The 13,127-nt window shown below is 55.4% G+C and carries 11 protein-coding genes; all 11 read left to right on the top strand.

Annotated features, from left to right (window positions below; genetic code table 11):
• The first annotated feature begins 123 nt into the window (after positions 1-123).
• The 11 genes from C4J86_RS00980 to C4J86_RS01035 all read left to right on the top strand — a co-directional run bounded on the left by C4J86_RS00980 (position 124) and on the right by C4J86_RS01035 (position 13,051).
• Complete coding sequence (locus tag C4J86_RS00980; RefSeq protein ID WP_124360727.1) at positions 124-804, top strand: CsgG/HfaB family protein; 681 nt, start codon at positions 124-126, stop codon at positions 802-804.
• Between the two features lie 29 nt (positions 805-833).
• Complete coding sequence (locus C4J86_RS00985; RefSeq protein ID WP_124365366.1) at positions 834-1,196, top strand: DUF4810 domain-containing protein; 363 nt, start codon at positions 834-836, stop codon at positions 1,194-1,196.
• Complete coding sequence (locus C4J86_RS00990) at positions 1,193-1,843, top strand: DUF799 domain-containing protein (protein WP_124365367.1); 651 nt, start codon at positions 1,193-1,195, stop codon at positions 1,841-1,843. The genes C4J86_RS00985 and C4J86_RS00990 overlap by 4 nt, the downstream gene beginning before the upstream one ends.
• A gap of 222 nt (positions 1,844-2,065) precedes the next feature.
• Complete coding sequence (locus tag C4J86_RS00995; protein ID WP_124369158.1) at positions 2,066-3,688, top strand: VWA domain-containing protein; 1,623 nt, start codon at positions 2,066-2,068, stop codon at positions 3,686-3,688.
• Positions 3,689-3,842: 154 nt separating this feature from the next.
• Complete coding sequence (locus C4J86_RS01000) at positions 3,843-4,415, top strand: RNA polymerase sigma factor (RefSeq protein WP_124369159.1); 573 nt, start codon at positions 3,843-3,845, stop codon at positions 4,413-4,415.
• Positions 4,412-5,014: a hypothetical protein gene (locus C4J86_RS01005; RefSeq protein WP_124369160.1), complete on the top strand. Its 603-nt coding sequence runs from the start codon at positions 4,412-4,414 to the stop codon at positions 5,012-5,014. The genes C4J86_RS01000 and C4J86_RS01005 overlap by 4 nt, the downstream gene beginning before the upstream one ends.
• 469 nt (positions 5,015-5,483) lie before the next feature.
• On the top strand, positions 5,484-5,744 hold the full coding sequence (locus C4J86_RS01015) for a hypothetical protein (protein ID WP_124369162.1): 261 nt from the start codon (positions 5,484-5,486) through the stop codon (positions 5,742-5,744).
• 1,415 nt (positions 5,745-7,159) lie between these two features.
• Positions 7,160-8,761, top strand: a complete 1,602-nt coding sequence (locus C4J86_RS01020; RefSeq protein ID WP_124369163.1) for an N-6 DNA methylase — start codon at positions 7,160-7,162, stop codon at positions 8,759-8,761.
• A gap of 159 nt (positions 8,762-8,920) precedes the next feature.
• Positions 8,921-10,624, top strand: a complete 1,704-nt coding sequence (locus C4J86_RS01025) for a restriction endonuclease subunit S (RefSeq protein WP_124369164.1) — start codon at positions 8,921-8,923, stop codon at positions 10,622-10,624.
• Positions 10,611-12,215: an AAA family ATPase gene (locus C4J86_RS01030; protein ID WP_124369165.1), complete on the top strand. Its 1,605-nt coding sequence runs from the start codon at positions 10,611-10,613 to the stop codon at positions 12,213-12,215. The genes C4J86_RS01025 and C4J86_RS01030 overlap by 14 nt, the downstream gene beginning before the upstream one ends.
• Positions 12,212-13,051 (top strand): hypothetical protein, encoded by an 840-nt coding sequence (locus tag C4J86_RS01035; protein ID WP_124369166.1) that lies wholly within the window; start codon positions 12,212-12,214, stop codon positions 13,049-13,051. Before C4J86_RS01030 ends, C4J86_RS01035 begins: the two co-directional genes overlap by 4 nt.
• Positions 13,052-13,127: the final 76 nt, after the last annotated feature.

The following is a 13,127-nucleotide window of genomic DNA, read 5'->3' on the forward strand; positions in this document are numbered from 1 at the left end:
CCGTAAAATGCCGCAGCCGTTGCGGCACGACAGGTTCAGGGATGAATACAGACGCTCGTGTTTCCCTCCCCGAAAATGGCCGCAGCCCTGCGCTCTGCCGATATCTCACTTTAGGAGCAACACGTGAAGACACTGTCCAAAATCCTGCTGTCGGGCCTCACCGCCGTGGCGCTGTTGACCGTGGCCGGTTGCGCCACCGAGAGCAACCGCGCGATGCCGGTGGAGCAAGTCGCCAGCGCCAGCGTGGCCTATTCCGGCGTGCGCGTGCCGATTGCCGTGGGCAAGTTCGACAACCGCTCCAGCTACATGCGCGGTATCTTTTCCGACGGCGTCGACCGCCTCGGTGGCCAGGCCAAGACCATCCTTATCACCCACTTGCAGCAGACCAACCGCTTCAGCGTGCTGGACCGCGACAACATGGGCGAAATCTCCCAGGAAGCCAAAATCAAAGGCACCGTGCAGAAGCTCAAGGGCGCTGATTACGTGGTGACCGGCGATGTGACCGAGTTCGGCCGCAAGGAAACCGGCGACCGCCAGCTGTTCGGCATCCTCGGCCGTGGCAAGACCCAAGTGGCCTACGCCAAAGTCGCGTTGAATATCGTCAACATCAACACCTCCGAAGTGGTGTATTCCACCCAGGGCGCCGGTGAGTACGCGCTCTCCAACCGTGAAGTGATCGGCTTCGGCGGCACCGCCAGCTACGACTCCACCCTCAATGGCAAGGTGCTGGACCTGGCCATGCGCGAAGCGATCAACCGCCTGGTGGACGGCATCAATGCCGGCGCCTGGAACCCACGTAACTGATCAGCAACACCTCAAGGAGCAGTACACGGATGAGCAAGGCAGTGAAGTTGGCGCTGACGCTGGCAGCAATCGCGACGGTAACCGGGTGCCAGACGGCGCCCCAACCCCTGTATCAATGGGAAAGCTACCAGCCGCAGGTTTACGAATACTTCAAGGGTGAGCCCAAGGAAGCGCAGGTCGAGGCACTGGAGCGCGACCTGCAAAAAATCAACGCCACCGGCCGCAAGGCGCCGCCGGGTTACCACGCGCACCTGGGCATGCTGTACATGAACATGGGCAAGGACGACCAGATGGTGCAGGAGTTTCGTACCGAGAAGGCGCTGTTCCCTGAGTCGGCCGCCTACATGGACTTTTTGCTGAAAAACGCCAAGACCGGAGTCGCCACCAAATGAGCCTGTTAAAACTCACCGGCGCCTTGCTGGCCCTGGCTTTGCTCGGCGGTTGCGCGGCGCCCAAGACGTTTGATTACTCAGCCTACAAACAGGCGCGGCCCAAGTCGATCCTGGTATTGCCGCCGATCAACGAGTCACCGGAAGTGCAGGCGTCCTACAGCCTGGTGTCGCAAGTCACCTACCCGTTGGCCGAAGCCGGCTACTACGTGCTGCCGATCGCCCTGGTGGACGAAACCTTCCGCCAGAACGGCCTGACCACCGCCAACGATATCCAGGCCGTACTGCCGGCCAAGCTGCATGACATCTTTGGTGCAGACGCCGCGCTGTACATCACCGTCAGCGAGTACGGCACCAAGTACATGCTGATCTCCAGCGACACCTCCGTGACCGCCTCGGCCAAACTGGTGGACCTGCGCACCGGCACCACCCTGTGGACCGGCACGGCGCGTGCGTCGAGCGAGGAGGGCAACAATAACAGCGGTGGCCTGGTGGGAATGTTGATTACAGCGGCGGTCAAGCAAGTGATCAACAGCTCCACCGATGCGGCGCACCCGATTGCCGGTATCACCAGCGCCCGGTTGCTCTCGGCCGGGCAGCGCACCGGCATCCTCTACGGCCCGCGCAACCCGAAATACGGCACGGACTGAAGTAACCCTTTTCTTCAGACAATGAAGATCAAATGTGGGAGGGGGCTTGCCCCCGATAGCTTAGTGTCAGCCACTGCATCTGGTGGCTGACCCACCGCCATCGGGAGCAAGCCCCCTCCCACACTGATTTCTGGCGTTATCTAAATCGAGAATGTTAACCCGGACCCCACATTCCCCGCGTCTGACCTTGTGAACGGACTATTCACTCACGAGGTTCAGCCCATGTCCCGCCCTCTGCTTTCCCTGCGTCCTGCTGCCCAAGGCTTCACCCTTACCCTGCTGGTGGCGCTGGCCGGATGCGGGCTGTCGTCCTCGCCTGACCTGGCGAAACCGGCTGAGCCCGCCGCCGAACTTCAGCGTGCGCCGGCCCAGGGCGCATTGGTCAAGCGCATGGCCATGCCTGCACCGATGCAAATGCGCGAGACGGCGACCATGGACTACCGCAGCGAACCCCGCGAGCAATACGCCAACCTGCCCGACAACCCGGTTCATCGCGTCGCCGAAACCCCGGTCTCCACCTTCAGCGTGGATGTCGACACCGGCAGCTACGCCAACGTCAGACGCTTCCTCAACCAAGGCAGCCTGCCGCCCGAAGGCGCTGTGCGATTGGAGGAAATGGTCAATTACTTCCCCTACGACTACGCGTTGCCTACCGATGGCTCACCCTTTGGCGTTACGACCGAAGTCGCCGCCACGCCGTGGAACCCACGGACTAAACTGCTGCGCATCGGCATCAAAGCGTCCGACCGCGCCGTGGCGGACCTGCCGCCGGCCAACCTGGTGTTTCTGGTGGATGTGTCCGGCTCCATGGACCGTCGCGAAGGTTTGCCGTTAGTGAAAAGCACGCTGAAATTGCTGGTGGATCAATTGCGTGATCAGGACCGCGTGTCATTGGTGGTCTACGCTGGCGAATCCCGCGTGGTGCTCAAACCGACTTCCGGGCGTGACAAAACCACCATCCGCAACGCCATCGACCAACTCACTGCCGGTGGATCCACCGCTGGCGCGTCCGGCATCGAACTGGCCTACCAACTGGCCCGCGAAGGCTTTATCGACAAGGGCATCAACCGCATCCTGCTCGCCACCGACGGTGACTTCAACGTGGGCATCAGCGACTTCGACAGCCTCAAGCAAATGGCCGTCGACCAGCGCAAAAGCGGCGTTTCGCTGACCACCCTCGGCTTCGGTGTGGGCAACTACAACGAGCACCTGATGGAGCAACTGGCCGATGCCGGTGATGGCAACTACGCCTACATCGACAACCTGCGCGAAGCCCGCAAGGTGTTGGTAGACCAGCTCAGCTCAACGCTGGCGGTGGTGGCACGGGACGTGAAACTGCAAGTGGAATTCAACCCGGCACAAGTCAGCGAATACCGCCTGCTCGGCTATGAAAACCGCGCCTTGAAACGTGAGGATTTTAATAACGACAAGGTCGATGCCGGCGAAATCGGCGCAGGGCACACGCTGACCGCGCTGTACGAAATCGTACCGAAGGGCGAGAAGGGCTGGTTGGAGCCGTTGCGCTATGCCAGAGCGCCTGCGGCTGAAAACACCTCGGCCGAACTGGCGACGGTGCGCGTACGCTACAAACCTGCGGTGGGCGGTGATAGCCAATTGATCGAACGGGCCGTCGGTAAAGCATCCACCAAGCCCAGCGACGACCTGCGTTTCAGCGCCGCCGTAGCCGCCTTCGCCCAACAGCTCAAGGGCGATGGCCGCTACACTGGCAACATGAGTTTGCAGGACACCGCCAACCTGGCCCGCTCTGCACGCGGCGACGACCCGTTCGGCCTGCGCAACGAGTTCGTACAGCTAGTGGAACTGGCCCAAAGCCTGAAACGCTGATCTCAAATCCTACACTGTCCAAATGTGGGAGGGGGCTTGCCCCCGATAGCGGTACATCAGCACCAAATGTGCTATCTGACCCACCGCATCGGGAGCAAGCCCCCTCCCACAGTCAATCCTGCTTCGGCTGACAAAAAGGAGTTCACCCCAGCACATGGCCGTCCCAGACGATCCACCCAGCGACGAATCGCTGCTGGCCCGCTACCGCACCGGCGACGCCGCTGCTTTCGAAGCCTTGTACGCCCAGCACCGCCAAAGCCTGTACCGCTTCCTCCTGGCCCTGTGCAACAAACCCGAACTGGCCGAGGAAATCTACCAGGACACCTGGCTCAGCCTGATCCGCAGCACCACCCAGCCACAGGGCCGGGCGAGTTTTCGTACGTGGTTGTTCCAGATCGCACGCAACCGCCTGATCGACCACTGGCGCAAGCACGGCATCCACAACCCGTTGCACGACAGCTACGACGAGCAGCTGCACGCCCAGGCCGACCACAGCGCCGGCCCCGAGCAACACCTGAGCCTGAGCCGCGACCAGGCGCGCCTCGACGCCGCCGTGCAAGACCTGCCCGAAGACCAGCGCGAAGTCTTCCTGCTGCGCCTGCACGGCGAACTCGAAGTCCCCCAAATCGCCGCCCTCACCGGCGCCCCGCTGGAAACCGTAAAAAGCCGCCTGCGCTACGCCCTGCAGAAATTGCGGCGCTTGTTGGCGGAGGAGGTAACTGTATGACTGACATTCGACCCACCCCAGACGACGAACTGCTCCAGCACTACCGTCAACACAGCACCGGCGAACCCCCCGCGTCCCTCGACGCCTTCATCCTCAACACCGCCCGCCGCGAAGCCCCGGCGCCACAACTCAACCTGTGGCAACGCTGGCTGCACGCCTGCCAACGCCCACGCTGGCAAATGGCATTCGCCACCGTCGCAGGTTTAGCGCTGATGATCGGCGTGCTCACACGCTCCCCCGTGCCGCAGCCCGAAATCTCCACCGCGACATTCTCCGCCCTGCACCACCAAGAAGCCGCCCAGCCAACGCCCCAAGCCTTCTCCGCCCCCGCGCCAATGGCCCGAATGGCTGCGGCACCCAGGCTTGAAAGTGCGCCAGCTCAGGCTGAAACCGCAGATTCACTGGCGGCTCCGCCAGCGGCAAAGCTCAGCAAGGCCGCGCCGGTTGCATTGCCGTCTTTGGAGCAGGAGTTGCAGGCGATCGTGAAGTTGCGTGAGGCGGGAGCGAGCAAGGCGGCTGATGAGAAGCTGCTGGCGCTGCATAAGCGCTTTCCCGGGGAGGATTTGCCGGGGAGGTTGGAGGCGTTGCGGAAGCGTTGAATTGGCACACACAAAAAAGCCCCAGGTCTTTTGACCTGGGGCTTTTTCATTCATATCTGGTGCCCGGCGTCGTTTGAACTGGGCGGTAAGAGGCTCGTATTTATTGGGTATGCTTGGTGTTGCTTCGGTTAGGCATACACATGGGCATACACGGCGCTTCCTTCTGGCCTCTTTTTCGAAGTGTCCCCGTAGGGTAAAGCAACACCCAATGGTGGCTGATGTATTGCCATGCAGCTGAGTAGTTACTTCTTCGTTCGACCTTCTGCCGCCAGTGAGGCGAGCGCAAGTGTGATGAATCCTGCATTTTCATCCAGGGTATCCAGGCATTCGACTTGACCAGTCGTTTGCATCGGATCTGACCAGCACACTGAGTGGCCTTGGTCGGCAACAAACGGCCAAAAGCAGACCTTCCTTAAATCTTCAAATAGCTTTACAAACCACATACCTGCACAAGTTAAGGCGAGACGGCATGGCACTTTCCAAAGGCAGTATCATAAAGCTGATCACTATTGACCGAGCAGCGGTGGTACTCACGGACTGGTTGAACTCTCGGGAGGCGGCTCCTGGAGATATCGCTGTGGTGGAAAGGATTTTAATGGGGGAGGCTGGATCCACTGTTCTCTTGTTGTGCGAGCCAGAAGAAGGGTTTCTTGAGTGGAGAGCGTCATATTTTGAGGCTGGGTTGACCTATGAGGTGCTGAGTAGCTTTCCCCTTGACGTCAGCTCTTGAATGTCTGCTCAGGGTCGACTTCTGCCAATCAGGGCCAGCCAGTGTTCTGGTCAAATCCGATGCGAACGACTTGCCAAGTCGAATGCAAATGAGTGGGCAAGCGCAATGCGAATGGGTGGTCAGGTTGAGTGCAATTACCCACCCTAGAGGCCACCAACAATGTGGTGTAGGGCCAATTTGGAAAGGCAGCATGAGAGCACATATCCAGCCCCCCTCCAAAACTGGTGTAACCGGTGTTACGAGTGTAACGCCCTTCACCAAACGCCCGGTTTCATTGGCTTTCATGCCTGTTACACAGTTGAGCGACATAGCGTACCCCCGATGTAACGCTGCCCCTGCGTGTAACGCTAAAGTCAGCATCCGGGTGTTGTGGGCAGGCGCGTTGCGCTCGAGCCTACCAAGCGAATTTGGCGGGCTCCGCCTTTCGATGAGAGGAAATCACGCTGGGGACCCTGAGAGCTTTAGCTTCACACGGGGCATGAAACCCGCGGGATCGTGGTAGCGGCAGCCACACCAGCTTACTGAAATTTCAATGTTGAAATTGAAAGGATCTTGAAGAAAAAAGGGCATCGTTACCGTATTGGTAACGGTACTCGCAGATGGCTGAAAAGGGTAGGGCATATGCACAGGTGAACTGGAGTTCACCAGGTTCACCTGTTCACTGAGCTGGCTGCCCTTCCGCTAACACGATCCGGCGGGTTACTTGCCCCTGTGTAGAACCGACACCCCAGGGGCCCTGCGATGTCTAGTGAAGTGCTGACGTAATCTTGGGCATAGAGTAATTGCATAGGATTTAATCGCTGGTGGCATGAGCGATATAGGGGGGCGGGGATCGGGTCTCCAAAAGTCGTGTTACATGTGTTACGTGTGTTACTTATGCCCGCAAACTATTGAATTATAAGGTGATATAGTTTGTAACGCCGCAACCTAGGCTCGTGAGCATACCGTGTTACAGGTGTGGTTCGTGTTACAGCACAGGATGTCGCTGGTTCAACCCTAAGTGGGTTTACTCAGAGGCTTTGTGTCAATAATGGGTGTGATACCATTAGTTTTCAGCCAATTGCAGCCATTCACCACGAACCGCTTTCTCCCTAGGGTGGGAAAACCCAGGCACTGATTGTGCGCCGTGTGAAATGTACGCCCATTCGTCTAGCGAACAGATCTGGATTTCCACAGGAGACATCCCTTTTGTGCTGCTTTCGATTCCTTCAGCTGACCGTTGACATGGTTACACCGCTCAGGCCTATAGCAGGCATCCGATGCTTTTCGTTGACTACTTTATTCGTAATAACTACCGAACCTTCTGGCCTAAGTGTTGGTACGAGCTGAGCCGTCGTGTGATATGATTTTCTGTCATGAGTGTCGCGGGTGAACTCTCAGAAGCCGTCCTCTGAAGGTCTTGAATTTTCCTCTATATGTCTACCAATTCCCAAGCAGCCCAAGACATTGGTGCCACGCTCTGGTCGCTCTGCCATGTGCTGCGCGATGATGGCGTCACCTACCACCAATACCTGAGTGAGCTAACCTATCTCCTATTCCTTAAAATGATGAAGGAGACTGGGCAAGAGGAGCAGCTCAAGGTCTGGAAGCGCCCCAAGAGGGGCGCCCCTGTAGAAGAAATGCGCGGTACACGCTGGGATGATCTGCTGAGCGCCGCGCCTTCCGAACGCTTGGATATCTACAAGGAAATATTGCTGGATTACAGTCTGCATGGGCGAGGCGCGGTGCAACAGATCTACGCCAACGCTAATACCTTCGTTACCAAGCCGGCTACGCTTAGCAAACTGGTACAAGACATTGATGCGCTCGACTGGTACAGCGTGCAACGCGATGATCTGGGTGACTTGTACGAAGACTTGTTGGAACGGAACGCTACGGAAAAGAAAAGTGGTGCGGGTCAGTACTTCACACCTCGATGCTTGATTGACAGCATCGTGGCTGTAATGAAACCGAGTCTGAGCGATGTGATCCAAGATCCAGCTGCAGGCACATGTGGCTTTTTGATTGCCGCCAATAACTACTTGCGCCAACACAACGATTTCGGAAGTCTCGACAACGCGTCTTTAAATCGCTATTGCAAAGAAACTTTCCATGGCATGGAGTTAGTGCAAGATACTCATCGCTTAGCGCTTATGAATATGCTGTTGCATGGTATTGAGGGCGGTGTCACGTATGGTGATACGCTGAGCGACGATTACATGAAGTTGCCGCCCGCCACTTTGATTTTTTCCAATCCCCCGTTTGGTACCAAGAAAGGCGGTGGCCACCCCACTCGTACTGACCTTCCCTATCCGACCAGCAATAAGCAGTTCGCTTTTTTGCAGCATATTTATAAGGATCTTGAACCTGGCGGTAGAGCGGCAGTGGTGCTGCCTGATAACGTACTATTTGAAAGTAATGTGGGCACTGAAATTCGCCGTGACCTCATGGATAAATGCAATCTGCACACCATTTTGCGGTTACCCACAGGTATTTTCTACGCTCCAGGGGTGAAGACCAATGTTCTTTTCTTCACCAGGGGAGAAAGCGACAAGGACAACACCAAGGAGTTGTGGGTGTACGATATGCGCGCCAATATGCCGCAATTTGGTAAACGCACCCCCCTTACTCGTGACTACTTTCGTACGCAGAACAACTCTCCCGCAGATTTACCCCGAGATAAATTTGAAGATTTATTTGGCAATGATCCGCAAGGTGGTCCAGAAGCCCTGGCTAAACGAGTGGACGCCGGAGAAGCTGGGCGTTGGCGGCGCTTCACTCGTGAGCAGATTGTCCAGCGTGGCGACAATCTCGACGTCAGCTGGCTCAAGGACGAGACTGCTGAAACTACAAAAAACAAATCCGATGAGCCGGCTTTAGTCGCTCGCTTGATTCTATGCAAGCTCAACGCGGCTGTGGCCGAGCTCAGTGCCCTACTGGATGAATTGGGCGAAGACCCCGATCTTCCCTTGGATGAACTACTTCTCGACGACGAGACCGACTCAACCAATGGTGCATCTTGTGAGACAGAGGCATGATCCAGCCTGCCCTGATCCCCGCACCTAAGTTCGTAGAGGGGCGGCGCCTCATCGCCATCACTCCCCGGGGCTTTATACTTTCAGTTCTGAGTAGCCAGCGATTTGGAATAAGACCGATGCGTCTGGTCCATCGCGTAGAGATTTTGGTTGGAACCAAGAATGAGTAAGTTCCCTCAGGGTTGGAGTAGTGCCCCCTTGGGCGGCGTCACAACAGCGCCTGACCAAAAGGTGCCTGACGTTGATGAGGTATTTACCTACATCGACATTGGTGCAATTAACCGTGCAGATAAGACCGTAGCCACTTCTACGCAAATGAGAGGTGCTGATGCGCCAAGCCGCGCCCGTAAAGTGGTGCGAGAGGGTGACACATTAGTGTCAATGACACGGCCTAACCTTAATGCGGTTGCGCTAATACCCGCGCAGCATGATGGTGCGATCGCCTCGACCGGTTTTGATGTGCTTCGTCCCTGCCAAGACATGGATCCTCGTTGGATTAATTATCTGGTCAGAACTGAGGCGTTCGTTAAATCAATGTCGTCGTTAGTGCAAGGTGCGTTATATCCCGCCATTCGCTCTAAGGATGTTAGGGCATTCATCGCACCAATTGCTCCTTTGGCCGAGCAGTCTAAAATTGCCGATAAGCTTGATGTTCTTATTGCCCGTGTACAAGTTTGTAAAAAGCACCTCGACGCTTTACCTAACTTACTTAAACGCTACAGACAGTCGGTTTTAGGCGCTGCGACTTCCGGAGATCTGACATCAGATTGGCGTGAAGAGAGAACACTTAATCATGCAAGTGATCTGCTAGATCTTCTCAAAGGAGATCATGAAGCTAATGGTGGACATGCCAAAGGTAATGCTGCCGAGCCTAGTGATGGTGTGCATAACTTTGATGGTAGACTTTTGCCGAAGTCATGGGCGGTGGCAACACTAAGGGATCTCTGTGAACCTGGTCGACCTATAACCTACGGCATATTGAAGCCTGGCCCCGAACTTGATGTGGGTGTGCCTTACATACGGGTAGCAGACTTTCCTGGAAATCGCTTGCAGCTTGAACTGATCCGAAAGACAAGTGCGGCGATCGATGAACAATTTAAGAGATCCCGATTACGTCCCGGCGATCTTATCCTTTCTATTCGTGGAACCGTCGGTCGTTTGATCGAAGTACCTGATGAGTTGGATGGAGCAAATATCACTCAAGATACAGCGCGACTCTCTATCAATCCTCGGATTGAACGCCGCTATGTGTATTTTAGTTTGCTAGAAAGCTCCATTCAGTTACGTATGCAAAAGGCTATACGAGGCGTGGCTGTAAAAGGAATTAATATTGGAGATGTTCGAGCACTTCAGTTGCCTGTGCCTCCCCTCGACGAACAGCTAGAGATAGTGCGGCGCGTGGATAGCCTTTTCAGCTTCGCCGATTGCATAGACGCTCACTATGCTGAAGCAAATGCTAAAGTCCAGCGCTTGACGTTACTATTGCTATCTAAAGCTTTTCGCGGTGAGTTGGTCCCTCAAGACCCTAACAACGAATCCGCCAGTGCCTTACTGGCTCGCATCGCGGCGCGGCGCGCTAGCGCGGTGGCTAAGCCCAGAGTCCGTAAGATCCGCCAAGTTCGTCCACCGCGTGCGCCCAAGGAAACCGCAACTATGACCAAAAGTCGACACGATGATGACGTGAAAGGCAAAGCCTACTTAGCCGACCATTTACGCCGCCTAAATGGTTCTGCAACTGCCGAATCACTCTTCAAACTGGTACAGCTACCAGTGGCCGACTTTTACAAGCAACTAGCCTGGGAAGTCGCCCAAGGCTATGTGAAAGATAACACCAACCTATTGGAGTTGGGCCATGCGGCTGGATAAGGTCTATATCGACGGCTTCAAAAACTTGAAACATCTGGAGGTGGACTTTGATGAACAAAAGCTCACTACGGTGCTCATCGGCCAGAATGGCGCCGGTAAGTCGAACTTGATCGAGGCCATCACTCAGGTCTTTCGCTGGGTGGACTTGCGTCGTCAGGAACCACGTTTTCAGTACCGCGTCGATTACCGCATCCAACCACCGGAACATATCGTTTCCGAGCCAGCGCGTATTACATTGAGTAACTTGCCTGGTGAGCCTGCCATTCTCGTTAACGGTAAAGAGGTCAAGAGAAACGAGTTCGAAAAGCGTAAGGAAGAATGGTTTCCTGACCTGGTGTTCGGTTATTACTCGGGGGGCAGCCGTCGCTTAGAATCGCTTTTCGATAGCCACCAGCGCCGTTACTACGACGCGATTAAGCTGGAAGACAGTCTCAGCGTTTTCAAGTCGGCGCAACAGGCGCGACGTCTTTTTTATTGTCGCCCTATCCATGGTGTTTTGGCCTTGATGGCGTTGTTCGCCTTTCCTGATCGGAAGTTAACGGAAGAATTGTCGTCTAAGTTGGGAATTTCTGGGTTTCATTCGTTGCTCGCGCATTTTCGCGAACCCTGGTTTGCGCGGTCCAAGAAAGCTGATGAACGTTTGCCGCAAAATTTTTGGGGGGCTGCCGGACCCGCCGGGCGTACAGCGCATCAGTTCAAGGAGATGGCCTTTCATCCCTTGGCGCTCGAAGGAAACGCTATTGACGATTACCGCGATAAACAACAGACCGAATCGCAGTACGCTACATTTCTTCCCTCTTTCGATCACTTGCTTCGTTTTGCCAGTGGATTTCAGAGTGAACGTGACATGTTCTATGCCCTGGAGGCTATGGACATTTCTGATCTCATTCGCGAGATGCTGGTATGGGTAACGCGTCAGGACGACGTCACTGGCGATGTTGGTTTCGCTGACCTCTCCGATGGAGAACGTCAGCTGCTGATGGTTCTCGGGTTAATACGGGTGTCACGTGGTAAACGCGCCTTATTTCTGCTGGATGAACCTGACACCCATCTCAATCCCCACTGGCAGCACAGCTACCTGAAGCTGATCGAGGACTGGACTGGTATTGCTGCAGATGTGGACAAATGCCATATCATTTTAACCTCGCATAACCCCTTAACCATCTCCGCGCTGACGCGAGATGAAGTACGGATAATCACACAAGGGCAAGATGGTCGAGTGGAGGCGGTAGCGCCATATGCCGACCCCAAAGGCATGGGATTCACGTCTACTCTGACTGAAATCTTTGGCCTGCCAACGAGCTTGGATGTTGAGACTCAGAGTTTGGTAGATGAGCGAAATGCTCTGACTCACCTAATGACCAAATCTGATGAGCAGGAGCGCCAGCTCATTGCTATCAACGATAAGCTGGCGCGGCTTGGTTTCCTCTTTGAGGACAGAGAGCCTCTGTACCAAGCCTTTCTACGTGCATGGCACGATGTCAGATATGCCGACAGGCCACCCTTGACTCCAACCCAGATTGAAGCACGTCATGTCGCTATGAAAGCCCTGATTCAACGTTTAATAAGTACGGAGCAGGAGCCTACATGATTTATGTGAAGCGCGACACTGGCCTGATTCCCGAGAAAGTGTTGAAGGTCGCCGAGCGTGCGCAGGCGGAGTTGGAGGGTTTAGCTTCTGCTGAACGGAAAGATTTCATTGAGAAGAAGGCCCATGTGTGGCGGGCGTTCGGGCGGTACCTGGCGAAAATGTCATATGGAAAGTGCTGGTACTCGGAGAGTAATGATCCGCAGTCCTTTTTCGCCGTGGATCATTTTAGACCCAAGAAGCAGGCTCGGCGAACTGACTTAGATTCGGATAGCGGTTATCCCTGGCTAGCCTTTTCATGGGACAATTTTTGCTATACCGCCGGGCGCTCAAACAGCGTCAACAAAGACGAGGCTACCGAAACAACGGTAGGGAAGGGGAGTTGGTTTCCGTTACTGGACGGCAGTAAGAAGGCTAGTTGGGAAGACCGATGCATTGGAGATGAGTGGCCTGTATTGCTAGATCCGACAAAAGCTGTGGATGTTGATTTGGTCGATATCAACCCAGAGGATGGTCGTGCAGTGGCAAGTATGGTCTGCGTGGGTGCTGTTAAAAATTGGCGTGTTAGTAAGTCTGTCGAGTTGTATGGTTTGAACTTGGGAAACTTGATTAGCGCACGTAAACGTGTGATGCGCGAGGTAGAAGATCACTACCTGACCCTGATGGAACTGTTGGCTGAAGAAAATGATCGTGCGGCCATAGATCGCTTACAAGAACAGTTAAAACGTTCTACCCGGTCTGATGCCGCCTATGCGCGAGCTGCGCGTGCAAAACTTTTCTCATTGCCAGCAGGTGCATACCTTTGCGCTAAGATTGAAGATACTCCACGGATCGCTTAAAGCTTCCTGTCGTCCCGTTGCCAGGTCGCGCTGAAACCAAGTGGTGTGGATGTTGAACGTTTGAAGCTCTGTGGGT

Source organism: Pseudomonas sp. R2-7-07, from assembly GCF_003852355.1.
Taxonomy (GTDB): Bacteria; Pseudomonadota; Gammaproteobacteria; order Pseudomonadales; family Pseudomonadaceae; genus Aquipseudomonas.

Bases quoted from the DNA above. Each gene is read 5' to 3' on its own strand.
- C4J86_RS00985 (WP_124365366.1), top strand. From the start codon at position 834: ATGAGCAAGGCAGTGAAGTTGGCGCTGACGCTGGCAGCAATCGCGACG.
- C4J86_RS00990 (WP_124365367.1), top strand. From the start codon at position 1,193: ATGAGCCTGTTAAAACTCACCGGCGCCTTGCTGGCCCTGGCTTTGCTC.
- C4J86_RS00995 (WP_124369158.1), top strand. From the start codon at position 2,066: ATGTCCCGCCCTCTGCTTTCCCTGCGTCCTGCTGCCCAAGGCTTCACC.
- C4J86_RS01000 (WP_124369159.1), top strand. From the start codon at position 3,843: ATGGCCGTCCCAGACGATCCACCCAGCGACGAATCGCTGCTGGCCCGC.
- C4J86_RS01005 (WP_124369160.1), top strand. From the start codon at position 4,412: ATGACTGACATTCGACCCACCCCAGACGACGAACTGCTCCAGCACTAC.
- C4J86_RS01015 (WP_124369162.1), top strand. From the start codon at position 5,484: ATGGCACTTTCCAAAGGCAGTATCATAAAGCTGATCACTATTGACCGA.
- C4J86_RS01020 (WP_124369163.1), top strand. From the start codon at position 7,160: ATGTCTACCAATTCCCAAGCAGCCCAAGACATTGGTGCCACGCTCTGG.
- C4J86_RS01025 (WP_124369164.1), top strand. From the start codon at position 8,921: ATGAGTAAGTTCCCTCAGGGTTGGAGTAGTGCCCCCTTGGGCGGCGTC.
- C4J86_RS01030 (WP_124369165.1), top strand. From the start codon at position 10,611: ATGCGGCTGGATAAGGTCTATATCGACGGCTTCAAAAACTTGAAACAT.
- C4J86_RS01035 (WP_124369166.1), top strand. From the start codon at position 12,212: ATGATTTATGTGAAGCGCGACACTGGCCTGATTCCCGAGAAAGTGTTG.